Source organism: Buttiauxella massiliensis, from assembly GCF_902500225.1.
Taxonomy (GTDB): Bacteria; Pseudomonadota; Gammaproteobacteria; order Enterobacterales; family Enterobacteriaceae; genus Buttiauxella; species Buttiauxella massiliensis.
This window is the reverse complement of record NZ_LR722648.1, coordinates 338,683-363,519: the sequence shown is the minus strand read 5'-3', so window position 1 is coordinate 363,519 and position 24,837 is coordinate 338,683. Positions and strand designations below refer to the sequence as shown.

23 protein-coding genes and 1 riboswitch are annotated in these 24,837 nt (G+C 50.4%); of the genes, 14 read left to right on the top strand and 9 right to left on the bottom strand.

The window, feature by feature from the left end; all coding sequences use genetic code 11:
- The first annotated feature begins 4 nt into the window (after window positions 1-4).
- Both GC128_RS01675 and mgtE read left to right on the top strand, forming a co-directional pair.
- On the top strand, window positions 5-1,651 hold the full coding sequence (locus tag GC128_RS01675) for a multidrug ABC transporter permease/ATP-binding protein (protein WP_151992831.1): 1,647 nt from the start codon (window positions 5-7) through the stop codon (window positions 1,649-1,651).
- Between the two features lie 150 nt (window positions 1,652-1,801).
- On the top strand, window positions 1,802-3,229 hold the full coding sequence (gene mgtE / locus GC128_RS01670) for a magnesium transporter (protein ID WP_151992830.1): 1,428 nt from the start codon (window positions 1,802-1,804) through the stop codon (window positions 3,227-3,229).
- A 6-nt stretch (window positions 3,230-3,235) separates the two neighbouring features.
- On the opposite strand, the gene GC128_RS01665 is transcribed toward mgtE, so the two are convergent.
- Both GC128_RS01665 and GC128_RS01660 read right to left on the bottom strand, forming a co-directional pair.
- Window positions 3,236-3,880: an IbrB-like domain-containing protein gene (locus tag GC128_RS01665; RefSeq protein ID WP_151992829.1), complete on the bottom strand. Its 645-nt coding sequence runs from the start codon at window positions 3,878-3,880 to the stop codon at window positions 3,236-3,238.
- The gene (locus GC128_RS01660; RefSeq protein WP_151992828.1) at window positions 3,865-5,079 is read right to left on the bottom strand and encodes a phosphoadenosine phosphosulfate reductase; all 1,215 of its coding nucleotides are present in this window, start codon (window positions 5,077-5,079) and stop codon (window positions 3,865-3,867) included. Before GC128_RS01660 ends, GC128_RS01665 begins: the two co-directional genes overlap by 16 nt.
- Before the next feature lie 340 nt (window positions 5,080-5,419).
- On the opposite strand from GC128_RS01660, the gene modA reads away from it, so the two are divergent.
- Genes modA through modC form a run of 3 tightly spaced genes read left to right on the top strand, consistent with a single transcriptional unit; the run spans window position 5,420 to window position 7,943 of the window.
- Entirely contained in the window at window positions 5,420-6,196 is a 777-nt protein-coding gene (gene modA, locus GC128_RS01655; protein WP_151992827.1) for a molybdate ABC transporter substrate-binding protein, read from the top strand.
- A complete protein-coding gene (modB, locus tag GC128_RS01650; RefSeq protein WP_151992826.1) occupies window positions 6,193-6,885 on the top strand; it encodes a molybdate ABC transporter permease subunit in 693 nt (230 codons plus the stop codon). Before modA ends, modB begins: the two co-directional genes overlap by 4 nt.
- The gene (gene modC, locus GC128_RS01645) at window positions 6,885-7,943 is read left to right on the top strand and encodes a molybdenum ABC transporter ATP-binding protein ModC (protein WP_151992825.1); all 1,059 of its coding nucleotides are present in this window, start codon (window positions 6,885-6,887) and stop codon (window positions 7,941-7,943) included. Before modB ends, modC begins: the two co-directional genes overlap by 1 nt.
- 48 nt (window positions 7,944-7,991) lie before the next feature.
- Here the strand turns inward: modC and GC128_RS01640 are convergent, their stop codons facing one another.
- Window positions 7,992-8,810, bottom strand: a complete 819-nt coding sequence (locus GC128_RS01640; protein WP_151992824.1) for a pyridoxal phosphatase — start codon at window positions 8,808-8,810, stop codon at window positions 7,992-7,994.
- A 129-nt stretch (window positions 8,811-8,939) separates the two neighbouring features.
- Between GC128_RS01640 and pgl the strand changes: the two genes are divergently transcribed.
- The gene (pgl, locus tag GC128_RS01635; RefSeq protein ID WP_193216205.1) at window positions 8,940-9,938 is read left to right on the top strand and encodes a 6-phosphogluconolactonase; all 999 of its coding nucleotides are present in this window, start codon (window positions 8,940-8,942) and stop codon (window positions 9,936-9,938) included.
- 318 nt (window positions 9,939-10,256) lie between these two features.
- Here pgl and GC128_RS01630 read toward each other — a convergent pair whose 3' ends face one another.
- From GC128_RS01630 to bioA, 4 genes are all read right to left on the bottom strand, one after another.
- The gene (locus GC128_RS01630; RefSeq protein ID WP_151992822.1) at window positions 10,257-11,555 is read right to left on the bottom strand and encodes a putative acyl-CoA thioester hydrolase; all 1,299 of its coding nucleotides are present in this window, start codon (window positions 11,553-11,555) and stop codon (window positions 10,257-10,259) included.
- Window positions 11,556-11,792: 237 nt separating this feature from the next.
- Window positions 11,793-12,269, bottom strand: coding sequence for a kinase inhibitor (locus tag GC128_RS01625; protein WP_151992821.1), 477 nt, complete (start codon window positions 12,267-12,269; stop codon window positions 11,793-11,795).
- Between the two features lie 15 nt (window positions 12,270-12,284).
- Window positions 12,285-12,965 carry a type 1 glutamine amidotransferase domain-containing protein gene (locus GC128_RS01620; RefSeq protein WP_151992820.1) on the bottom strand — a complete coding sequence of 227 codons (681 nt, stop codon included), beginning with the start codon at window positions 12,963-12,965 and terminating at the stop codon, window positions 12,285-12,287.
- 70 nt (window positions 12,966-13,035) lie between these two features.
- Complete coding sequence (gene bioA / locus GC128_RS01615; RefSeq protein WP_151992819.1) at window positions 13,036-14,325, bottom strand: adenosylmethionine--8-amino-7-oxononanoate transaminase; 1,290 nt, start codon at window positions 14,323-14,325, stop codon at window positions 13,036-13,038.
- An 89-nt stretch (window positions 14,326-14,414) separates the two neighbouring features.
- Here bioA and bioB point away from each other — a divergent pair, with 89 nt between their 5' ends.
- The 6 genes from bioB (at window position 14,415) to GC128_RS01585 (ending at window position 18,993) form a co-directional block, all read left to right on the top strand.
- On the top strand, window positions 14,415-15,455 hold the full coding sequence (bioB, locus tag GC128_RS01610) for a biotin synthase BioB (protein ID WP_151992818.1): 1,041 nt from the start codon (window positions 14,415-14,417) through the stop codon (window positions 15,453-15,455).
- Window positions 15,452-16,603, top strand: coding sequence for an 8-amino-7-oxononanoate synthase (gene bioF, locus GC128_RS01605; protein WP_151992817.1), 1,152 nt, complete (start codon window positions 15,452-15,454; stop codon window positions 16,601-16,603). Before bioB ends, bioF begins: the two co-directional genes overlap by 4 nt.
- A complete protein-coding gene (bioC, locus tag GC128_RS01600; protein WP_151992816.1) occupies window positions 16,587-17,345 on the top strand; it encodes a malonyl-ACP O-methyltransferase BioC in 759 nt (252 codons plus the stop codon). The genes bioF and bioC overlap by 17 nt, the downstream gene beginning before the upstream one ends.
- Window positions 17,338-18,021 carry a dethiobiotin synthase gene (gene bioD / locus GC128_RS01595; protein ID WP_151992815.1) on the top strand — a complete coding sequence of 228 codons (684 nt, stop codon included), beginning with the start codon at window positions 17,338-17,340 and terminating at the stop codon, window positions 18,019-18,021. Before bioC ends, bioD begins: the two co-directional genes overlap by 8 nt.
- A gap of 172 nt (window positions 18,022-18,193) precedes the next feature.
- Window positions 18,194-18,457, top strand: coding sequence for a hypothetical protein (locus GC128_RS01590; RefSeq protein ID WP_151992814.1), 264 nt, complete (start codon window positions 18,194-18,196; stop codon window positions 18,455-18,457).
- 17 nt (window positions 18,458-18,474) lie between these two features.
- Complete coding sequence (locus GC128_RS01585; protein WP_151992813.1) at window positions 18,475-18,993, top strand: helix-turn-helix transcriptional regulator; 519 nt, start codon at window positions 18,475-18,477, stop codon at window positions 18,991-18,993.
- 44 nt (window positions 18,994-19,037) lie between these two features.
- On the opposite strand, the gene GC128_RS01580 is transcribed toward GC128_RS01585, so the two are convergent.
- Entirely contained in the window at window positions 19,038-19,748 is a 711-nt protein-coding gene (locus GC128_RS01580) for an ABC transporter ATP-binding protein (protein ID WP_151992812.1), read from the bottom strand.
- A gap of 814 nt (window positions 19,749-20,562) precedes the next feature.
- On the opposite strand from GC128_RS01580, the gene uvrB reads away from it, so the two are divergent.
- On the top strand, window positions 20,563-22,578 hold the full coding sequence (gene uvrB / locus GC128_RS01575; protein WP_151992811.1) for an excinuclease ABC subunit UvrB: 2,016 nt from the start codon (window positions 20,563-20,565) through the stop codon (window positions 22,576-22,578).
- 30 nt (window positions 22,579-22,608) lie between these two features.
- On the opposite strand, the gene yvcK is transcribed toward uvrB, so the two are convergent.
- Window positions 22,609-23,517 carry a uridine diphosphate-N-acetylglucosamine-binding protein YvcK gene (gene yvcK / locus GC128_RS01570; protein ID WP_151992810.1) on the bottom strand — a complete coding sequence of 303 codons (909 nt, stop codon included), beginning with the start codon at window positions 23,515-23,517 and terminating at the stop codon, window positions 22,609-22,611.
- Between the two features lie 209 nt (window positions 23,518-23,726).
- A riboswitch (molybdenum cofactor riboswitch) is annotated at window positions 23,727-23,858 on the top strand.
- On the opposite strand from yvcK, the gene moaA reads away from it, so the two are divergent.
- Window positions 23,846-24,835, top strand: coding sequence for a GTP 3',8-cyclase MoaA (gene moaA / locus GC128_RS01565; RefSeq protein ID WP_151992809.1), 990 nt, complete (start codon window positions 23,846-23,848; stop codon window positions 24,833-24,835). It overlaps the preceding riboswitch by 13 nt.
- Window positions 24,836-24,837 lie beyond the last annotated feature (2 nt).

Here is a 24,837-nt window from a genome sequence, read left to right as displayed (position 1 = left end):
AGTGATGGAACTTTTGCGTGTGGTTTACCGGCAGTATCGCTGGCCTTTCTTGACAGTAATGGCATTAAGCCTGCTCAGCGCGGCGTTAGGTATCGGCTTAATTGCCTTTATTAATTTGCGGTTGATTGAAACGCCCGATCTCTCCTTATCGGTGCTACCCGAATTTCTTGGCCTGTTGCTGCTATTAATGGCAGTGACATTAGGTTCACAGCTGGCGTTGACCACACTCGGCCACCATTTTGTATTCCGTCTGCGCAGTGAATTTATTAAACGCCTGATGGATACGCACGTTGAACGGGTTGAACAACTGGGAAATGCGGCACTGCTGGCGGGTTTAACCAGTGACGTGCGCAACATTACCATTGCCTTTGTGCGCCTGCCGGAATTGGTGCAGGGCATTATTCTGACCTTTGGTTCAGCGGCATATCTGGCGTGGCTGTCGCCAAAAATGCTGGGTGTGACGGCGATTTGGGTCGCGATAACCATCTATGGCGGCTACGTGCTGGTGGCGCGAGTTTACAAGCACCTGGCACAGTTGCGTGAAATTGAAGACCAGCTTTACAACGATTACCAGACCGTGATTGAAGGGCGCAAAGAGCTGGCGTTAAACCGCGAACGTGCTGAACGCGTCTATGAAGACACTTATATTCCTCATGCTAACGATTATCGCAGCCATATTATTCGCGCGGATACCTACCACCTGAGCGCGGTGAACTGGTCGAATATTATGATGCTCGGCGTGATTGGCCTGGTGTTCTGGATGGCGAATAGCCTCGGTTGGTCTGATACCAACGTTGCCGCCACGTTTTCTCTGACATTATTGTTCTTACGCACGCCGATGTTGTCGGCGATTGGCGCATTACCGACGTTGCTTACCGCTCAGGTGGCGTTCAACAAACTGAACAAATTCCATCTTGCACCGTACGATGCCGAATTTCCACGAAGCCTTGAACCTGCCCACTGGCAAACCCTCGAAATGCGCGATGTGGTGTTCCAGTACGGTGATAACAGCTTCTCCGTTGGGCCGCTGAATCTCAAAATTGAACGTGGCGAATTGCTGTTCCTTATTGGCGGCAACGGTAGCGGAAAATCCACCATGGCGATGCTGCTGACCGGGCTTTACCAGCCGGTATCTGGCGCAATTTATCTGGATGGTAAAAAGATTGATGCCAGCAATCAGGACGATTATCGCAAGCTGTTTTCTGCGGTGTTTACCGATGTCTGGTTGTTTGACCGCCTGCTCGGGCCGCAGGGTGAACAGGCTAACCCAGAGTTGGTTGCTCAATGGCTTGAACGCCTGAAAATGAGCGACAAGCTGGAGTTGGAAAACGGCACTATTCTCAATCTGAAACTGTCGAAAGGGCAGAAAAAACGCGTGGCCTTACTACTGGCGTTAGCGGAAGAGCGCGACATTATCTTGTTAGATGAATGGGCCGCCGACCAGGACCCGCATTTCCGCCGCGAGTTCTACCAGACCCTGTTGCCGCTAATGCAGCAAATGGGCAAAACCATTTTTGCCATCAGTCATGACGATCACTACTTTATTCATGCCGACCGGTTACTGGAAATGCGCCACGGGCAACTCAGTGAGTTAACCGGCCATGAGCGCGAGCATGCCTCAAGAGATGCCGTTGCGAGAACCGGAAGCTAATCTTCTTCGTAGGTCGGGCAAGCGCAGCGCCCCCGACATTACCGACCACAATGGTGGATGAGGCTAGCCGCTTATCCACCCTACAAAATCTGGTTATCTTCGGCCCGACAGGCTATAACTTAGCTCGTCGTTCTCAGGGAAAACTGCCAGATGTCTGTCACTCCAAAGTACAGTACTAAACAACGTGCGCAAGACCGAGCCCGCATCCTCCAAATTCTATTAACCAATAAAGCCGTTTCCACAGGCATTCTGGGCAGGTTGCCGCAACCTGATGCCCATACTTCCGAACAGGATATTTCAGAGGTAGCCACGCTTGTGGCAAGACTGCCCGCAGCCGATCTTGCTGACGTCCTGGAAGCTCTACCGACGGAAGAGCGCCATGCGTTATGGCGACTGATCAAAGACGATCAGCGCGGCAAGATATTAATTGAAGCCTCGGAAACTGTTTGGGATGACCTGATTGAAGGGATGAGCGATAAAGCGCTGCTCAATATCATTCGCCCGTTGGATATAGACGACCAAATTTACCTTGCGCAATATCTGCCTCGCGACTTGATGGGGCGTTTGCTGGCGAGCATGCCGCAGGAACAACGCGCTCGCGTAAGACAAGTGCTGCATTACGAAAAGCACAGCGTCGGCGCGATTATGGATTTCGAGGTCATCACCGTGCGGGCGGATGTCACGCTGGCGGTGGTGCAACGTTTCCTGCGTTTGCGCGGTAAAGTGCCGCAAAACACCGATAAAGTGTTCGTTACCACACGCGATAAAACGCTGATCGGCGAACTCGGTTTGACTTCCATTTTGCTACACGCGCCGCAAACGCGGGTGCTGGAAGTCATGGACGACAATCCAACCTGCTTTGCTCCGGAAGACAACGACGAAGTTGCAGCACGTACCTTTGAACGTGATGACTTAGTCAGTGCGGCGGTCATCGATAGCAGCGGCAAACTGATTGGCCGCCTGACGATTGATGAGATCGTTGATGTGGTTTACGAAGAAACCGACAACGATTTGCGCCGTATGGGTGGTTTGAGCGCCGAAGAAGATGTGTTCGCCCCGGTCAGCAAAGCGGTGAAAGCTCGTTGGGCGTGGCTGGCGTTGAATTTATGCACCGCCTTTGTCGCCTCGCGCGTGATTGGCCTGTTTGAACATACCATCTCGCAACTGGTGGCTTTGGCGTCGTTAATGCCGATTGTGGCCGGGATTGGCGGCAACACCGGCAACCAAACAATCACCATGATTGTGCGGGCGCTGGCGCTGCAACATATCCAGCCGGGGAACTTCTCCTTTTTAGTGTTGCGTGAACTGGGCGTTGCCTTATTTAACGGGATTATCTGGGGCGGTGTAATGGGGGGCGTGACATGGCTGCTCTACGACGACATGGCGTTGGGCGGCGTGATGACGCTTGCGATGGTACTCAATCTGCTGGTGGCATCGCTGATGGGCGTGCTGATCCCGATGATCATGATGCGTCTGGGCAAAGACCCGGCTGTCGGTTCAAGCGTGTTGATTACCGCTATCACCGACACCGGCGGTTTCTTTATATTTCTGGGGTTGGCGACCATATTTTTACTTTAAGACTGGCTATTTAACGGTCCAGGCCTTAGAGAACTTTCGGTTGCCGAACAATTCGAACAAGCCGCAAACTTGTTTGAGCCGCAGCACTTCGTCGGCATCCATTCCCAGTTCATGACTGATTTTCTTATCATCCCAACCCAAATTGGAAAGTTCACGAACAATTTCCGCCATGGCATTTATTTGATGGCGGCCTCGCGCCCGGTTATGACGGATGGTTGCTGCCATCCGGCGGCTTTTGTCATTACTGGCTTGCGGCATCAGAACGACAGGAACATAGCCATGCAGCCTGTCGTTAAGTTCACCTTTTTTCCTGCTTAATTCAAAGCGATGAAAGCCATCAATAATCATGAAATTGTTGGTGCGGGGCTCTTGGGTCGCAACAATCGGATGAGTAAAACCATCCTGAATCAATGAGGTTTTTAACAGTGATTTCTCCGCAGTTGCCACATTATTAGGGTTATAGTCATTGGAAATTAACTGCCCGGTTTTCATCCACAGCACACAATCAACAGGCTCATTTTTGAAAGGGCTGAATTCATGCAGAGTAGACCTCACGTGATTAATTGCTTCGATACACTGTGCCTGAGTTAATGTGCTCAAAAGGTTTCGTATGGATGCACTAATCTCTTCAACATTCAGATTACTTTCCATTGCTGACGCTTCTCCTGTATTCGTTGGTGGTAACGCTTGTAATTAGCTGATTTATTTGGGCTAAAAGATAGGGTTCGGCACCAATAGTCGTTGTTTAACAACACCTTGCATATACGGCGCCAGGAAGGAATGTCTTTGCTTCCTGTATCACTATCTTGTGAGTCGGGAATATCTATGGGGTAGTCACGTTGCTGATACCAGCGCAAATAAACGGCAATTTTATTGCGATAATGTTCGGAGGTGGGCTCAGGCATGCTCTCGAGTAATGCAAGCGCGTACTCACGCCAGGTGAGATGAATAGGCTTATTAATCTGGCGGCGAGCATAGAAATCACCGCTTCCTGATGCATAAATACAGCCACTATTTGCTCCGCTGACACGCTCGCACATTAAGGCCCATCTGTCGGGTTCCAGCACGTGGTAAAGCCACAAGCCTTGCCGCTGATCCTGGCCAAACGGTTCGCAAACACGCATATGGCGCATTGATACCCCAGCCTGATACATCAGAGAGTAGAGTTCGTTGCAGGTTTCGCCCGACTGGGCAAACCATGTCCAGATATCTGCGGTCTTCCAGTCATACAGGGGATAGACATTGTAGGCATGCCCTTTTGGCGTCGCAGTAGTCCAGGGAGTGTCATCGGAAAAACGTAATTTCTTGGTGGAGGCGATACTAAGAAAACGGTTGAAAGACTCATCAGCACGAATTCCAATCATCACTGCTGCCGGGCGTGATTCGGAATACCACTCAGAAAATCCGATGACAAAATCTTCAAAGCTCATTGCCGCGCGATAGAATGGGAAAAAGTTGATATCGGTTATCGCATCATCCGGAGGCTTGCGAACCCAGTTGGCGCCTTCTTCCCAGCACACCCATTCTGGCTGAAACTGTGATACCGCGTTCGGTGTAGTCAGAGGAAGGGCGACCCAATAAAAGTTTTCCACTACATCTTTATACTGCTCACGCATTTTTTCGATGAGGGTAATGGTGTGACTGAACTGCGCCTCCCAATCCACAAATAATATGCTGATTTTTCGCTGCAATTGCCTGGCCATCATGGCGGTTAAGTGGAACATTACAGTCGAATCTTTGCCGCCAGAAAATGATAGACAAATACGACTGAAATTATCAAAACACCAGTTAATACGTTCAAGAGATGCCTGTAATACATCTTGCTCAAGTGGGATTTTTTGTGCGGACATTTTTTACAATTAAGAGTTAATTGATGGTTTTGCAATATATCAATATAAACATGAAGTTACATTCTGTTTTTTGTGTTTTATAGAGTTGATCTCTATATTTTTAATTTATTATTGAATATCTTTTATACATTTATTTATTTAATGTATGGATATTGCGTCTAAGTATTTGTGGGGGTGATTAATGAAGTGTTTTTATTTTTTTTAGGCTTATTAATAACACTTTCTCATCTTTCCTGGCTGCAATGATCAAGTTTCCGAATTTCATGCCGATAAGTTCTGTAAATTCCTGCTCAGTATCGTTATATTATGCGATACATAACGAAACCAAGTGGAGTAACAAATGGCTAAGCAATGGGTACGTCTGGCATTAGGTGCCGCATTGAGCGTCACAATGGCAGGGCAGGCATTTGCCGATAACAGCAAAATTACCGTTTTCGCCGCAGCATCCTTAACTAACGCGATGCAGGATATTGCTACGCAATACCAGAAAGGCAAGACTGTTGAAATCGCATCTTCTTTCGCATCATCTTCAACGCTTGCGCGCCAGATTGAAGCGGGTGCTCCTGCTGATTTATTCATTTCTGCTGACCAGAAATGGATGGATTACGCAGTAAGCAAAGATGCTATCAAAACTGACACCCGCGAAACGCTGCTCGGCAACAGCCTTGTGGTCGTTGCACCGAAAGCCAGTAAAATTGGTGATGTGGCCATTAATGCAAAAACCGATTGGGCTTCATTACTCAACGGTGGCCGTCTTGCTGTTGGCGATCCTGACCATGTTCCTGCTGGCATTTACGCTAAAGAAGCGCTGCAAAAGTTAGGCGCGTGGGATACCCTATCGCCAAAATTAGCTCCGGCAGAAGATGTTCGTGGCGCACTGGCTCTGGTTGAACGTGATGAAGCACCACTTGGTATCGTCTATGGTTCTGATGCGGTTGCCAGCAAAGGCGTGAAAGTAGTGGGCACTTTCCCGGAAGATTCCCACAAGAAAGTGGAATACCCAATTGCCATTGTAAAAGGCCACGACAACCCAACAGTTAGCGCGTTTTACACCTATCTGAAAGGACCGGAAGCGGGCGCTATCTTCCAACGTTACGGATTTACGACTATCAAATGATATTGACCGATCCCGAATGGCAGGCGGTACTGCTGAGCCTGAAAGTCTCCACCCTTGCGGTGCTATTTAGCCTTCCTTTTGGGATCTTCTTTGCCTGGGTGCTGGTGCGATGCCGGTTCCCGGGTAAAGCTTTGCTCGACAGTATTATCCATCTCCCATTAGTTCTCCCCCCCGTAGTCGTTGGTTACTTATTGCTAATTGCGATGGGTCGACGCGGCGTGATTGGCGCCTGGATTTACGATATTTTCGGTATCACCTTCGCGTTTAGTTGGCGTGGTGCGGTGCTTGCCGCGGCGGTAATGTCGTTCCCGTTGATGGTGCGAGCGATTCGCCTTGCGCTCGAAGGTGTGGATATGAAACTCGAGCAGGCTGCGCGCACATTAGGTGCCGGGCGCTGGCGAGTGTTCTGCACCATTACGCTCCCTCTGACTTTACCTGGCATTATTGCCGGAACGGTGCTGGCTTTTGCGCGTTCGCTCGGTGAATTCGGTGCCACTATTACCTTCGTTTCCAATATTCCAGGTGAAACCCGTACCATTCCTTCGGCAATGTATACCCTGATTCAAACCCCTGGTGGCGAAAATGCAGCCGCGCGATTGTGCGTGATTTCTATCGTGCTGGCGCTAGTGTCTTTGCTGGTGGCCGAATGGTTAGCGCGCCAGAGCCGTAAACGGATAGGGGCACTTTAATGCTGGAGCTAAATTTTGTTCAGACGTTGGGCGACCATCGCCTGGCGATCAACGAAACCTTGCCGGGGCAGGGGATTACTGCAGTATTTGGCGTTTCAGGTGCAGGAAAGACCTCGCTGATTAACGCGATAAGTGGCCTGACGCATCCGCAGCAAGGACGAATTGTACTGAACGATCGCGTATTGAGCGATGCTGAAAACAAGCATTTCCTGGCTCCTGAAAAACGCCGTATCGGTTATGTGTTTCAGGATGCACGCCTGTTCCCGCACTACCGTGTGCGCGGTAATCTAAAATACGGTATGCCGCGATCCGCTGCCGGGCAGTTTGATAAGTTAGTCGCTTTACTGGGTATTGAACCTTTACTTGAGCGCTTTCCCTGGAGTTTGTCTGGTGGGGAAAAACAGCGTGTAGCGATTGGCCGTGCTCTGCTGACGTCGCCAGAGTTGCTGCTGCTCGATGAACCGCTCGCCTCGTTGGATATCCCCCGTAAGCGGGAATTGCTACCGTATCTGCAACGTCTGGCGCGTGAAATTAACATTCCGATGCTATATGTCAGCCATTCGCTGGAAGAGATCCTACATCTGGCGGATAAAGTGCTGGTGCTCGATGGCGGTGAAGTGAAAGCGTTTGGCAATCTGGAGGAGGTATGGGGTAGCAGCGTTATGCACCCATGGTTGCCAAAAGAGCAGCAAAGCAGCGTGCTGAAAGTGACTGTGTTAGAACATCATCCGCATTACGCGATGACCGCGTTGGCGCTGGGCGACCAGCATTTATGGGTGAATAAACTGGAAAGCCCATTGCAGTCAACATTGCGTATTCGCATTCAGGCGTCAGATGTTTCATTGATTCTCCAGCCGCCGGTCAACAGCAGTATTCGTAACGTGTTACGTGCCAGGGTTGCACAGTGCTACGACGATGAAGGGCAGGTTGAAGTGCAGTTGGAAGTGGGTTCAAGAACACTTTGGGCGCGAATTAGCCCGTGGGCGCGGGATGAGTTAATGATTAAGCCGGGCCAGTGGTTGTACGCGCAAATTAAGAGCGTTTCGATAACCGCGTGATTTTTGTAGGGTGGATAAGCGAAAGCGTCATCCACCATTTTCATAAAACTAAATCAAATGCTTATAAATCGTCTCGGCAATGCCTGTTTCCAGGTTAGTACCAATCACCAAATCCGCGCGTGCTTTAATCGCGTCATCAGCATTACCCATCGCCACACCCAGACCTGCGCTTTCCAGCATGCTCAGGTCGTTAAAGTTGTCACCAAATGCCATCACCTGGCTCATTGATAAACCTTGTGATTCAACCCATTTTGCCAGGCGATTACCTTTACTGTTACCGTTTTGCGCCACATCGACTTGATCATGCCATGACCATTCGCACGTCAGTCCAAGCTGCTGCTCAACGACCTGGGTAAAGTTTTGCAGTTTCACCGTGTCTTCATCGGTAAGAGCAAATTTCCAGATTGCATCAACGTCATAAGCCGCTTCACGCAGTGAATTCACATGGCGGAACACAGGACGTTGCGATTCAGGCAAAGATTTTGCCCAGTTTTCAGCACGCAAAACGTGGCCGGTAGGCTCTTGATACAGCATGGCGTCATCGACATACATCAGCCCATGAACGTTGTGGGCATCCAGTAAGTCAATTAACTGATTGGCCTGCTGCGGTTGTAAAGGATCGGACTCAAGAACCTTTTTCGCATGATAATCATACAAATAAGTGCCATTACAGCAAATTGCAGGTGTATCCAGGGTCAGTGCCTGATAAAAAGGATGGATGGCAACGTGATGACGGCCCGTCACGATGACAACTTTCACGCCAGCGTCACGTGCGCGTTGTAAAGCTGTCAGTGATTCAGGAAGAATGGTTTTTTGCGGTGTCAGCAATGTACCGTCAAGATCAAGGGCGATTACGCGATAAGTCATTTAGGGTTCCAGTCAAATTCAGAATCATAAGGCCTGTGCCGATGTTACACCGCTTGCCGCGTTGTTCAAAATGGCAACACGCACTACCCTTGTGACAATAACTCAATACGTTGGGAGGAGAGAGATTCCATGAAACAAACAGTCTATACCGCCAGCCCGGAAAGCCAGCAAATTCACGTCTGGCAGCTTAACCCAAGTGGTGAGCTTACGCTTGTGCAGGTCGTTGATGTCCCAGGCCAGGTTCAGCCAATGGTTATCAGCCCTGACAAACGTTACCTGTATGTGGGTGTGCGCCCTGAGTTTCGCGTTATCGCCTATCGTATTACGCCTGATGACGGCTCGCTCACCGAGGCGGGTGTCACTGCCATTCCTGGCAGCCCAACGCACATTTCTACCGACCACCAGGGCCGCTACCTGTTCAGCGCTTCTTATAATTCAGGCAGCGTAAGCGTTGTTAGTCTTGCCAACGATGGCCTGCCAGGTGAGGTTGTTGATGTGGTGGAAGGGCTGGAAGGTTGCCACTCAGCCAATATCACCCCGGATAACCGCACACTTTGGGTTCCGGCACTGAAACAAGATCGCATTTGTCAGTTTACCCTGTCTGACGATGGCCATCTGGTGGCGCAGACCCCGGCAGAAGTCACCACCGTTGAGGGCGCAGGCCCGCGCCACATGGCGTTCCACCCGAATCAACAATACGGTTACTGCGTGAACGAGCTCAATGGTTCTGTTGATGTCTGGGAACTGAAAAATGCTAACGGCAAAATTGAATGCGTGCAGACGCTGGACATGATGCCTCCGGGCTTCTCAGATACTCGCTGGGGCGCCGATATCCACATTACTCCTGATGGTCGCCATCTCTACACCTGCGACCGTACTGCCAGCATCATCACGGTATTTAGCGTGTCGGAAGATGGTAGCGTTCTTGCAGTGGAAGGCTATCAGCCGACTGAAACGCAACCGCGTGGCTTCAATGTTGATCACAGTGGTAAATATCTGATTGCAGCAGGCCAGAAATCGCATCACATCGCGGTTTATCAAATTACCGGTGAACAAGGTTTACTGGAAGAGAAAGGCCGTTATGCAGTAGGGCAAGGGCCGATGTGGGTTGTAATAAACGCTCATTAATACCCGTCATACATCAAGTTGCAGGTATGTTGGCTGCTCTCGCTCACCCGACAAATCTGCAGGAGCAGATTTGAACGCTGTTTACAGCGCCCCGAAGGGGGGAGGCCCATGGATGGGCTGAATAATCACTTACTAGTGTAAGCTCATCGGGACTCACTCAATTGCCGCGTTACTCGGCAAAGCCTCCCCCCGTTGGGGCCAGCGCAAGCGCTGTTCAAAAGGCTGAAGCCTTTTGTCCTGCAACTCGAATTATTTTGGGTATCACACATAAAAAAACCTCGCCGTGGCGAGGTTTTTGTTTTACGCGGATGCTTAATTTTACTCAGCAACTACCGGGCTACCCACGCCACGGTTGTTGAACTCCCATAGACGGTTAGCATTCGCATCATTCAAATCGCGTTGGATTTCGCCTTTCTCGCCTTTAGTACCGATATTGCCAGCGAATGGACGCTTAGAACCAGCGGCATCGCCCCAAGGTTTTGCACCGTTAAAACCTTCGTTAATCACGCTGTCACGGATAACAACCTGACCGTTAGAGGTCTGGCCTGCGGTATAACCATTTTCACTTGCTTCAACATCCCAGGCGCGGCCCAGTTGCGCGACGTTATCGCCTGCTGCAGTAAAGCGGCTGTTGATGGCCAGAAAACCGTAATAAATATTCGGCAGTGTAGCTGGCGCAAACACGGTGCCTTCTTTTGTGCGGCTGTTAACCAGACGGAAGTCGGTATTTTCGAACACCACCGCACCACGACCTGCAACCATATCCACATCACCTTCAATGTAACTGTTAGTCACTAATGTGCGTGTCTGGCGGTCATTTAACAGGCGGTTTTGCACATCGCTGTTAGTGACGAAGAAGGTATTCTGGCGGCCCAGCAGGTGAACATTGTTCAACTGTACTTTATCGCCATCAGTGCGCAGTGCTACAGCCTGATGATTACCGGCATCTACGCTGTCACCCAGAGTGTTAGCGATAGTCAGGTTTTGCATCTGCAAGCCGCTGTTCTGCGACCAGACAGCAGCAGAACACATAATACCTACGGTGGCATTACGCTTGTTCTGGCAGCTATCAAACATGTACCAGGCTGGTTTACCCGGCATATATTTACCACCTGGGTTAACTGCACGACGCCAGGTATTCGCGTCGATTTCAGAATCCAATGGCATAGTGATTTTCACATCACTTGCATTATCAGTGGTGCCGTACAGCGTTACGCTGCCAGAAGCGGCCGGAATATAAACTGTGCCGACATACTCACCTGGCTGAATAGCGATGTATTGACGGGTGTTGCTATGTTTCATGATGGCTGCATCAACGGCAGCCTGGACAGACGTGTGGGTCACACCTTCGCCACCGGCTGCACCAACAACAAAGTCAGGCTGCTGCGGAATACGAATAGATGACGGAGCCCAAGGGGCTTCATTTTTATTTTTAGATGAGAAGTAACGTGCCTGAACAAAGTTCTGGGCTTCATCGGACGATAAAACTGGACGAGATTGGGTGCCTGGTGCCACTTGCGTGGACGGTTTATCTTCTGGCGGTGTAGAGCTACAAGCCGATAGCGCCACAGCAAAAGCGAGCACAGCTGCCCGACGAGAAACAGAGAAGGTGTTCAAGGGTTGCTCCTTGCAGTGCAAATTTAAAAGGGGATCTGAAAGCCTGCTTTTTTATACTAAGTTGGGGGAAACTGGAAGCCGATTGTGCAAATCGGCTTCATATACCCGTCATTCTTCGAGTTGCAGGGTTGTTGGCTACGCTCAATCGCCCGAATCACTTACTCAAGTAAGCTCATCGGGACTCTTTCTCTTGCCGCTCACCTGCAACTCGAATTATTTGGGTATAAAAAGATAGGGTTAATTAAACTTCGCGGTGATTGAAGCGCTGCCTAAAGAATGGAAATGGACGTTGTAGCCCACCATTGCCCCGGATGCATTTTCCGTCACATCTAGCTTTTCAACATCAAGCGCGTGAACTGTGAAAATATAGCGGTGTACTTCACCTTTCGGTGGTGCTGCACCACCATAACCCGGTTTACCAAAGTCGGTGAGGGTCTCCACGGCAGGTTCTGGCAGTTCAGACAGGCCTGAACCTGCACCTTGCGGCAGGACGCGTGTATTGGCTGGCAGATTGATTACCACCCAATGCCACCAACCAGAACCGGTTGGTGCGTCAGGATCGTAGCTGGTGACGACAAAGCTTTTGGTTCCCGTAGGAACATCATCCCACGCTAGATGAGGCGAAATATTATCGCCATCGTAACCCATTCCATTAAGTACCTGACGCCAGGGGAGTTTATCCCCATCTTTGAAATCCTGACTGACCAGTTTCATCTCAACTCCTCGCGCTTAGAGATTCAGTAACTTCAGCAGTTCTTCAGCCGCAATCGCTGAAGATGCCGGGTTTTGCCCGGTAACTAAGTGCCCGTCGACTACAGCATACTCGCCCCAGTCATTGGTGCGCTCAAACAAGCCACCTGCTTTTTTCAGCTCATCTTCTACCAGGAAGGGCACCACTGAGGTTAAACCCACAGCTTCTTCTTCACTATTGGTAAAGCCGGTGACCCTTTTGCCTTTGACCAACGGTGAGCCGTCGGGTTTTGTCACTTTGCGCAAAACACCGGGGGCATGGCACACCGCAGCAACTGGTTTGCCAGCGGCCCAAAATTGCTCAATCAGTTTGATGGAGTATGTGTCTTCCGCGAGATCCCACAACGGCCCGTGGCCGCCTGGGTAAAACACCGCGTCAAAATCATCGGCCTTGATGCCCTCGAGTTTTTCGGTATTGGCTAATAACTTTTGCGCGGTAGCATCGCCACGGAAACGACGGGTATCGTCGGTTTGCGCGTCCGGCTCGTCGCTTACGGGATCGAGCGGCGGCTGCCCGCCTTTTGGTGACGCTAGCGTGATTTTCAACCCGACATCGTGAAAGACATAATACGGCGCGGCAAACTCCTCAAGCCAAAAGCCTGTGGGTTTGCCGGTGTTGCCGAGCTGATTGTGCGAGGTTAAAACCATGAGGATTTTCATCTGAATCTCCCTGTGTGGGACGTGAAAAGATCCTCGAAGTGTAGTGCATACCCGTAAGGCTTGCTGGCTCTCAGCTTCTGAAAAATGCCGGATTTTGTACCGCATACGCCACGGCTTGAATCAATTTATCCAGTTGCTCAGGGCTGATAACGTACGGCGGCATCAGGTAAATCAGCCGGCCAAACGGGCGAATCCAGACACCTTGCCCGACAAAGAACGCCTGAAGTGCTGCCATATCCACCGGCTTGTGCGTTTCGACAACGCCAATTGCGCCAAGCACGCGTACATCTGCCACTAGCTCACATTCCAATAACGGTTTCAGTCCTGCAGACAACTGCTCCTCCAGCGCCTGCACTTGCTGCTGCCAGTGGCCTTCTTCGAGCAACGCAAGGCTTTCGGTCGCAACAGCACACGCCAGTGGGTTGCCCATAAACGTTGGGCCATGCATAAAGCATCCGGCCTCACCATCGCTGATAGTTTCTGCGACCAGACGAGTGGTGAGAGTTGCAGAAAGTGTCATTGTGCCGCCCGTCAGCGCTTTGCCGAGGCACATAATATCCGGTGAAATTCCAGCGTGTTCACAGGCAAACAGCTTGCCTGTACGACCAAAGCCGGTCGCAATCTCATCGGCAATCAGCAAAATCCCTTCGCGGTCGCACATGCGGCGAATGCGCTTTAGCCATTCAGGGTGATAGAACCGCATACCGCCAGCCCCCTGAACAATCGGCTCAAGGATCACTGCTGCAATTTCCTGGCGATGAGCAGCCATTAATCGTGCGAATGGCACGATGTCCATCTCATCCCATTCATCGTCAAAACGGCAATTTGGCGCGGGAGCAAACAGGTGTTCAGGCAGGTAACCTTGCCACAGGCTGTGCATTGAATTATCCGGATCGCACACCGACATAGCACCAAAAGTATCGCCGTGATAACCGTTGCGGAAAGTGAGGAAGCGCTGGCGAGGTTCGCCTTTGGCGTGCCAGTACTGCAATGCCATTTTCATTGCGACTTCTACGGCGACAGAACCGGAGTCTGCAAGAAATACGCATTCGAGATTTTCCGGCGTCATGGCGACCAGTTTACGACACAGCGCCACTGCGGGTGCGTGCGTGATCCCGCCAAACATGACGTGCGACATCTGGTCAATCTGGTCTTTCATTGCCTGATTTAAGCGCGGGTGATTGTAGCCATGAATTGCCGCCCACCAGGACGACATCCCGTCAACAAGGGCTTTACCATCAGCAAGTTTTAGTTCGCAGCCTGTTGCCGCCACAACCGGATAAACCGGTAACGGTTTAGTCATGGAAGTGTAAGGGTGCCAGATATGTTGTTGGTCGAACGCTAAATCAGCAGGGGTCATAGGGTGACTTGTAAACCATTTGAAAAAGATTTAGGTTTACAAGTATAACGTCAATCAATGGCTAACAACACCCTTTTTGGAGATGCCCCATGGCTCACCACGTACGCTGGTCAATGTCGCAGGTCACTGCTTTATTTGAAAAACCTTTCCTCGAACTGATGTTTGAAGCACAAACGGTGCATCGTCAGCACTTCGATCCCCGCCACGTTCAGGTCAGTACGCTGCTGTCGATTAAAACTGGGGCGTGCCCGGAAGACTGCAAATATTGCCCGCAAAGTGCGCGCTACAAAACCGGGCTGGCTTCCGAGCGCTTGATGGAAGTTGAGCAAGTGTTGGACTCCGCACGTAAAGCGTTAAATGCGGGTTCTACTCGTTTCTGCATGGGCGCTGCCTGGAAAAACCCGAACGATCGCGATATGCCGTACCTTGAACAAATGGTGCAAGGCGTGCGCGAAATGGGACTTGAAACCTGTATGACGCTCGGCACCTTAACCGATACGCAGGCACATCGCCTGGCGGCAGCAGGGCTTGATTACTACAACCATAACCTCGACACCTCGCCAGAATTCTACGGCAATATCATCACTACGCGTACTTATCAGGAACGTCTTGATACGCTCGATAAAGTGCGTGATGCCGGGATTAAAGTCTGCTCTGGCGGCATTGTCGGTTTAGGCGAAACTGTCACTGACCGAGCGGGATTATTGCTGCAACTGGCCAATTTACCAACCCCACCAGAAAGCGTGCCAATCAATATGCTGGTGAAGGTAAAAGGCACCCCGATGGCAGATAACGAAGATGTCGATGCGTTTGATTTTATTCGCACTATTGCTGTTGCGCGTATCATGATGCCGACCTCTTTCGTACGGCTTTCTGCCGGGCGCGAACAGATGAGTGAGCAGACTCAGGCCATGTGCTTCATGGCTGGCGCAAACTCGATTTTCTATGGCTGCAAACTACTGACTACGCCAAACCCGGAAGAAGACAAAGACCTGCAACTGTTCCGCAAGCTGGGGCTTAATCCGCAGCAAACAACCACTCATGCAGGCGACAACGAGCAGCAGCAACAACTAACCGATCAATTGCTCAACGCGGATACGGAGAATTACTACAACGCGGCGGCTGTATGACCTGGCAGCAACGCATCGATAATGCGCTTGCCAGGCGGCGCGAAAGCGACAGTTTTCGCACCAGGCAGGCCAACCAACAAGGTAGCGGGCGCTACCTTGTTCAAAACGATATCCGTTATCTAAATTTTTCCAGTAACGATTATCTGGGAATCAGTCACCATGCTGAAGTGGTTAATGCCTGGCAGCAGGGTGCTGAGATTTACGGTATTGGGAGTGGTGGTTCCGGGCATGTCACCGGGTATCACGAAGCCCATCAGCGATTTGAACAGCAGTTAGCTGACTGGCTGGGTTATCCGCGCGCATTACTGTTTATTTCAGGTTTCGCGGCTAACCAGGCGCTTATCGCTGCACTGACTGAAAAATCAGACCGGATTGTTGCCGATAAACTTAGCCATGCTTCACTTCTGGAAGCCGCAATGCACAGTCCAGCGCAGTTACGGCGTTTTGCCCATAACGATATCGCATCGTTGCAAACGCTGTTGGCCTCGCAAACTGATGGTCAACAACTGGTTATTACCGAAGGTATTTTCAGTATGGACGGAGATGCCGCTCCGTTGGCTGGAATTGCGCAAGCTACCCGGGAAGCACGGGGTTTGTTGATGGTTGACGATGCCCATGGTATTGGCTTGATAGGTGAAGAAGGACGGGGTAGCTGCTATCAGCAACACGTCAAACCAGACTTGCTGGTCGTAACGTTCGGCAAGGCATTTGGTGCGAGTGGGGCCGCAGTTCTGTGTAGTGAATCGATGGCTGATTATCTGCTGCAATCCGCCCGGCATCTTATTTACAGCACCTCTATGCCACCTGCACAGGCGTGTGCGTTATCGGCAGCGTTGAATGTTATCCGCCGTGAGGACTCCCGGCGTGCTCAATTACATGCCAATATTGCCCATTTCCGCGCTGGAGCAGCACAGTTACCGCTGCAATTAATGGCCTCACAAACTGCCATCCAGCCATTGATTGTGGGGGAAAATCAGCCTGCGGTGAATCTTGCCGCTACCTTACGCGAACGCGGATTCTGGCTAACAGCGATTCGTCCCCCAACCGTGCCACCTGGTACGGCGCGGTTGCGTGTGACGTTTACTGCAAGCCACACCAGCGAAGACATCAACAAGCTTTTGGAGGCGCTGTATGACGCGACTCGTTGATAAAGCGGCTATTGCCGCAGCATTTGGCCGTGCTGCAAGCACCTACGACAGCCACGCCGAATTGCAACGCACCAGCGGAGACTTGCTGCTGGGAATGCTTGAAGGCCGTCAAATCAGCAACGTGTTGGATGCTGGATGCGGTACGGGTTGGTATAGCCGCGCCTGGCGTGAAAAAGGCTGCCATGTTACGGCGCTGGATCTCTCCCCCGCGATGCTGAACCATGCTGCACTTCAAGGTTCAGCTGATAACTATCTCGAAGGCGATATTGAAGCCATCAACCTTGCCGACCAGCAGGTGGATCTTGCATGGAGTAACCTCGCGGTGCAGTGGTGCAATGATTTGCGCAGTGGTTTAAGTGAGCTTTACCGTGTCACTCGCGCGGGCGGTTGCCTGGCATTTACTACGCTTGCGGCAGATTCACTTTGCGAACTGCATACCGCCTGGCAGGTGGTAGATGAACGGTCTCATGCCAACCGATTTATGACATTTGAGCAGATTCAGGATGCGTGCGAAGGGTGGCGCTACAGTTTAGAAATTCATGAAATCAGCCAGTCTTACGATAGCGTATTGAGTGCCATGCAATCGCTAAAGGGCATTGGTGCGACACATCTTCATGATGGACGTAAAGCATCGCTGATGACCCGCCAACAATTACAAAAATTAAGTCTCGCCTGGCCACAGAAACAGGGGCAATTCCCTCTGACCTGGCAACTCGTTTGTGGAGTGATTGAACGTGATTAAAAAATGGTTTGTAACCGGAACGGATACGGAAGTGGGTAAAACCATTGCCAGCTGTGCTTTGCTTCAGGCCGCAGGAGATGCGGGTTACCGTACTGCAGGATATAAGCCGGTGGCCTCTGGTAGTGAAATGACTGTTCAGGGTATTCGTAACGGTGATGCGCTTGCCCTACAGCGCAACAGTAACGTCAAATTAAGCTATGCGCAGGTCAACCCGTTTGCGTTTTTGGAGCCAACATCGCCGCATATCGTTAGTGCGGAAGCATTGCAGCCCATCGAATTTTCGCAGATGTCAGCAGGCCTTGAAGCGCTTGCTTCTCAGGTCGACTGGTTACAGGTTGAAGGGGCGGGGGGCTGGTTTACACCACTTTCAGCAACAACAACTTTTGCAGATTGGGCAATACAAGAGCAGTTGCCTGTAATTTTGGTTGTGGGGGTAAAACTCGGCTGTATCAACCATGCCATGTTAACTGCGCATGCAGTGCAACATGCGGGTCTGCGCCTTGCGGGCTGGATTGCTAATGACGTTCAACCTACCGGGAAGCGCCATGCTGAGTATCTCGCAACGTTACGTGATGTTTTAAAAGCCCCCATGTTAGGTGAGATCCCGTTCTATCCGCATATCGACGATGAAACTTTGCTCGGCCGTCACCTGGATATCTCCCTTCTTTCACAGTAATTCGCAAATCCACAGCTCATTTTTGTAACGCCCGATAAATCTTGCGGGCGCTCTTCCAGATACCGCTAATTTTCAAATCTTCTCCTTGAAGAAAAATACCTCGCAGGTAAATTGTTTTTCAATTTCAAGTTGTCATGTGACAACTTATTTGCGAGTATGAACAGGAGGTTTTATGAAGCGGCGTATACACCCCAATAAGGATATTGAAGCAGCATTAAGTTATGCCGAATGTCAGGGCTGGCAAGTGCGGCCGGGTGGGGCACATTGTTGGGGGAAAATGTATTGTCCGTGGAACGACAAAGCCTGCCGCTGCGGTGAGTTTTGCATTAGCTGCATCTGGAGCACACCGCGCAGTGCTTATAACCATGCAAGGCAGATACGTCGTGTCGTCGATAACTGTAGCCAGCAAGGCTCGCCACCTGCCATCAGACATTAATTTTCAAGGAGCAGAATATGTCAGAATTTAGCTTCACGTTGATTTTCACCCTGCCAGAAAATGGCCAGAATCCGGAGCAATGGGTTGAAGCTTTGGGTGCGCAAGGTTGCGATGACGCGCTGGTGGGTGTGGGTGTCACAGGGCGAATTGCACTGAATTTCATCCGCGAAGCATCGGATGCAAAACTAGCCGTTGTTTCAGCGATTCAGGATGTAAAACGCATTATTCCAGGTACTGCGTTGGTTGAAGTGATGCCAGATCTGGTCGGGCTAACAGATATTGCTGAGCTGCTTGGGTTTTCCCGGCAGTATATTCGCAAAGTAATGGTAAGCCGCGAGGCTTTTCCGCAACCAATACACGACGGTAAAACCGCTATCTGGCATTTGGAACCGGTGCTGCGTTGGATGCGCGAAGCTGGTATTTCAAAAGTACCTTTACCATTGGTGGAATTATCTGCTGTAACCCGGCAATGCAACTTACAACGGGAGCTCGCCAGTCTCGATAGAAATATGCAGAAGCAACTTGGTAAGTTGTGACGGCAGAACCTGAGAGGCTGTTCATGCCGTCGTTTGGCGCACCATCATGGATCTATCCAACTGGATACCAGCTTATCATCCAGAAGCGCGACATTTCCCTGAGCAACATTCCGACCCCGGTGTAGCAAGCAGAAACGGTCCGCCACGCGGCGAATGAACGATAAGCGTTGCTCTACCAGCAATATTGTCAGGCCAAAATCACGGCTCAGACGGCGGATAATATTGCCCAGCTCATTGATAAAACGTTGTCCGCTGCCAAAAGTGGGTTCATCAAGAATCAACAGTTTTGGTTCTGTCACCAGCGCTCTTGCCAATGCCAGTTGCTGCTGAAGATCGTTTGATAGCTCACCACCGCGCATGTGCCTTAAGCTGTACAGTTCAGGGAACAGTTCATAGATCATGCCTGGAACGCTACGGGAACGCACGCGGGCAGCCAATAGCGCTATTTGCAGGTTTTCCTCTACGCTTAGTTGGGAGAATATTCGCCGGTCCTGCGCGACATAACTCATTCCCAGAGCGACTCGGCCTTCTAGAGGTTGGGTGAGAAGATCCTGTGGTGGATGGCCTGCTTCAAGCCAGGTCATACTGCCACTTTGTACTGGCAAGTAACCAGTAATACAGTTTACCAGCGTTGTTTTCCCCATCCCTGGTGCGCCAAGAACACAGGTGCACTCTCCAGGCACCAGCTCAAGATCCAGATTCCACAGGATATGGCTTTCACCATAAAACTGATTAACAGCACGCAGGCTCAACATCGACATTTTCCTTCTGGCAGGGTTAACGACCCAGGCTGCTTGTGCAACACGAAGCAAGAGTTACAAACTTTGCAATTACCTTGCCATTAACCCGTTTAAAGACCAGAACAATGCAACTTTGAGAAAAGCCTCATGAAAATGGTTGAATAAACCTTAGTCTTCTACGACTCGAAAATCAGAATGCACTTTGTCGGTGCCTGGTCTTTGATGTGTTTGGTGCAACATCAGACCACTGCTCTATACAAATGTGCAATTCGTGAGCAGGATCATAAGAAATGGCTGGCCTCAGGTAAGTCCAAAAAGGGTAAAAATAATGATGAAAAATATTTTTGGGCCCCGGCACAGAGAATTTATGGTTTTTTGCGGTGTGCGCTGCAAAAGGGCTGAGAGCAGTTATCCACTATTCCTGTGGATAACCATGTGCATTAGAGTTAGAAAACTTGCGGTAAGCGAGAGCGGGCGCGGGTTGCGCATGAATTGGCGCGAAACCAGACTTTCTTAAATAACTTTTTTAAATCAATTAGTTGAATAAAATCAATCGTTGCAATAAAAGCGCTACAGATGTTCCTTACGCTTTTATGACACTGCTTGACAAATGTTAAAAGGTAAAAAAATCTGGGGATAACCATTTTGGTCAGCTGAAATATCTGCGAGTAGAGTATTTTACCGGCAAACCAGACGGTAAAGGGGGTAAGTATCATAAACGCGGTAGTGAGGAACTGGTTTTTCATCCAGTATTATTTTCTGGCAAAATTTTCTGTGCCGAGTAAAATTATCCTCCGGCCCGCTCGTTTCTTCATCAGGTAGCCTCTTCATGAGTAAAGCGTTCAAATTAAATTCAGCTTTTAAACCTTCTGGCGATCAGCCAGAGGCCATTCGTCGCCTTAAAGAAGGTCTGGAGGACGGGCTTGCCCATCAGACTTTATTGGGTGTGACGGGCTCTGGTAAAACCTTTACCGTGGCAAATGTGATTGCTGATTTACAACGCCCCACTATGGTGCTGGCTCCTAACAAAACGCTGGCTGCGCAGTTGTATGGTGAGATGAAAGAGTTCTTTCCGGATAACGCGGTGGAGTTCTTCGTCTCTTATTACGACTACTACCAGCCAGAAGCCTACGTCCCAAGTTCCGATACATTTATCGAGAAAGACTCTTCGGTTAACGAGCACATCGAGCAGATGCGTTTGTCGGCGACCAAAGCGTTGCTTGAAAGACGTGATGTGATTGTGGTGGCGTCTGTGTCGGCAATTTACGGTCTGGGCGACCCGGATTTATATCTGAAGATGATGCTTCACCTGACCAAAGGGATGATCATCGATCAGCGCTCTATAATACGTCGCCTTACTGAGTTGCAATATACCCGCAACGACCAGGCATTCCAGCGTGGTACTTTCCGCGTGCGCGGCGAAGTGGTTGATATCTTCCCGGCCGAATCAGACGATCTCGCATTACGCGTTGAGCTGTTCGATGAAGAGGTCGAACGGCTGTCGCTGTTTGATCCGCTGACCGGGCAAATTGACCAGGCTATCCAGCGTTTCACTGTCTACCCAAAATCGCACTACGTCACACCGCGTGAACGTATTCTGCAAGCCATGGAAGAGATCAAAGTTGAGCTGGCAGACCGCCGCAAAGTTCTCTTGGCAAACAATAAGCTACTTGAAGAGCAGCGCCTGACGCAACGTACTCAGTTCGACTTAGAGATGATGAATGAATTGGGTTACTGCTCAGGGGTAGAAAACTACTCGCGATTCCTCTCTGGGCGAGGTCCTGGCGAGCCACCTCCTACGCTTTTCGATTACTTGCCAGCAGATGGTTTGTTAATTGTTGACGAGTCCCACGTGACAATTCCGCAAATCGGCGGCATGTACAAAGGTGACCGTTCGCGCAAAGAAACACTCGTGGAGTATGGCTTCCGTTTGCCATCAGCACTTGATAACCGCCCGCTGAGATTTGAAGAGTTTGAAGCGCTGGCACCGCAAACCATTTATGTTTCGGCAACGCCTAGCAACTATGAGCTAGAAAAGTCTGGCGGCGATGTTGTCGACCAGGTTGTCAGGCCAACAGGTTTGCTGGACCCAATTATCGAAGTTCGCCCGGTTGGCACTCAGGTTGACGACCTGCTTTCTGAAATTCGCAAGCGCGTGGAAGTTAACGAACGCGTGCTGGTCACCACACTGACCAAGCGTATGGCAGAAGATCTAACCGAATACCTCGAAGAGCATGGCGAAAAGGTGCGTTATCTGCACTCAGATATCGACACCGTCGAGCGTATGGAAATCATCCGTGATTTGCGCCTTGGCGAGTTCGACGTGCTGGTGGGTATCAACTTGCTGCGTGAGGGGTTGGATATGCCTGAAGTGTCGCTGGTCGCGATTCTGGATGCCGATAAAGAGGGCTTCCTGCGTTCTGAACGTTCGTTGATTCAGACCATTGGCCGTGCGGCACGTAATATCAACGGTAAAGCGATTCTGTACGGCGACAAAATTACAGCATCAATGGCTAAGGCTATCGGTGAAACTGAACGTCGCCGTGAAAAACAGCAGCGTTACAACGAAGAAAACGGTATTACGCCGCAAGGGCTGAACAAAAAAGTCGTGGATATCCTTCAGCTTGGTGAAGGCATGGCGAAAACCAAAGGCCGAATGAAGAGTAAAGCCCGCAGCGTGATTGAAGATGATGAAATCATCCTGACGCCAAAAGCTTTGCAGCAGAAAATTCACCAGTTGGAAGGGAAGATGCTGGAGCACGCGCAAAACCTGGAATTTGAAGAGGCCGCGCAGATCCGTGACCAGCTTCATCAGCTTCGGCAGTTGTTTATCGCAACGTCGTAATAATAACGCCTTCGTGAAGAAGGCGTTGTCTTATCCGAGTTGTTGAATAGCTTTTTCCAATGCCTGGCGTAGTAGATGCCGGTCGTGGCGATAACGAATATCAACTGCTTCCAGTGGCTCCTGAATGACTACACGGTCGTTAATTTCAGAAACGTCGGTCTGCGGGCCAACCACCACCGCATCAACAATACGTTTCCCAACGCGCTGTTCCATGATGTCCAGTGTCTGCCCAAGCGACAGGCTGGCGGCGGCGGTACTTAATTCTTTACCCAGATTGCCGATAAACACTACTGGAGCAGGAGTCCTGCGCAATGCTTGATCCATATCTTCCAGCAAAAGTATCGGCATTAAGCTTGTGTAAAAACTACCGGGCCCAATCAGAATAAGATCTGCTTCGGAGATAGCCTGAACAGCTTCGCGGGTAGCATGCGCTTTTGGGTACAGCGATAGCTCCTGGGGCGGTGAAGAAAGCTGGTCAATATTTACTTCACCGTAAATAAAATGGCCATCTGCGTCTGTTGCCATCAAATCCACGGGGTGTTCAGACATCGGGATTAGAAATGCATCCACTTTTAGCAGGTTACGAATTAAATTGATGGCTTCTAAAGGCCTCACGCTCAGGTGATCCAATGCCTTTAACATCAAGTTTCCGAGGTTATGCCCGGAAAGTTCGCCATTACCGCCAAAACGGTACTCAAACATAGCAGAAGCAACGCTTTGTTCAGTAATTAACTGATTTAAACAGTTGCGCATATCGCCCCAGGCAATGCCTCCCTCAGAGCGCCTGATACGACCTGTCGAACCACCATTATCGGTTGTGGTAACAATGCCGGTTAAGCGTGAACCAAGAGAGGATAGGGATGACATAACCCTGCCCAGACCGTGCCCACCGCCAAGGGCGACCACCCGGTCTAAATCCGCAAACGTACGATTGCGCATAACTATTCCTTATGACGAACTATCGAAATAAGGTAGCGCAAAAGAGTACAGAATACGATTCAGGCTCAAGGGTTAATGATGTATATCAAAGCAAAAGTTCACTTTTCGCGTAGTCTGTGGCGAAATTGAACGATTAGTTCGTTATATATATATTTATATATCGAAAGCTGTTATGGCAGTTAACGCCGTCACGCGCTACTATCGCTTATCGCTCTAAAACACACTAAGCCTCTGGACCTAAGTCGAAAGATACGGTGCTTTGGCCGTGACCTTGAGTCACCAGGGTGCAGAAAGAAATGACTGCATCTCCCGTATTTGGAAGGTGTACATGGCTACTCAACTTACCGATGCATTCGCTCGTAAGTTTTTTTACCTGCGTCTGTCTATTACCGACGTTTGCAATTTCCGTTGCAACTATTGCCTGCCGGATGGCTACAAGCCTCATGGCGTGGCAAACAAAAGTTTCCTCAACGTCGATGAAATTCGCCGTGTAACGCGCGCTTTTGCCGCCCTGGGTACTGAAAAAGTACGCCTGACAGGTGGTGAACCCTCTTTGCGTAAAGACTTCACTGACATTATCGCTGCTGTGCGTGAAAACCCTGGTATTCGCCAGATTGCCGTGACAACTAACGGCTATCGCCTTGCACGTGATATTCAGCAGTGGCGCGATGCAGGGCTCACCGCAGTGAATGTCAGTGTCGATAGCCTCGATGCTCGCCAATTCCATGCTATTACCGGGCAGGATAAATTCCGCCAGGTGATGGATGGCATTGATGCCGCTTTTGCCGCAGGTTTTGAACGTGTAAAAGTGAACACAGTGCTGATGCGCGACGTAAACCACCACGAACTCGATACCTTCCTTGCGTGGATCAAACCCCGTCCAATCCAACTACGCTTTATCGAGCTGATGGAAACCGGCGACGGCGGCGATTTGTTCCGCAAACACCACATTTCTGGCAAAACCATTCGCGACCAACTTCTGGCTCGCGGCTGGGTTCACCAGCTTCGCAGCCGCAGCGACGGCCCGGCGCAGGTCTTTTGCCACCCGGATTATCAAGGCGAAATTGGCCTGATCATGCCGTATGAAAAAGATTTCTGTGCCAGTTGCAACCGCCTGCGCGTGTCGTCAGTCGGCAACCTGCATCTGTGTTTGTTTGGTGAACAGGGCATTTCCCTGCGTGACCTGTTAGCTGATGACGGGCAAATCGACGAGCTTGAGGCGCGCATTGCTGAAGCCTTAACGCACAAAAAACAGACCCATTTCCTGCATGACGGTGATACCGGCATCACTCAAAACCTGTCTTATATCGGCGGCTAAAA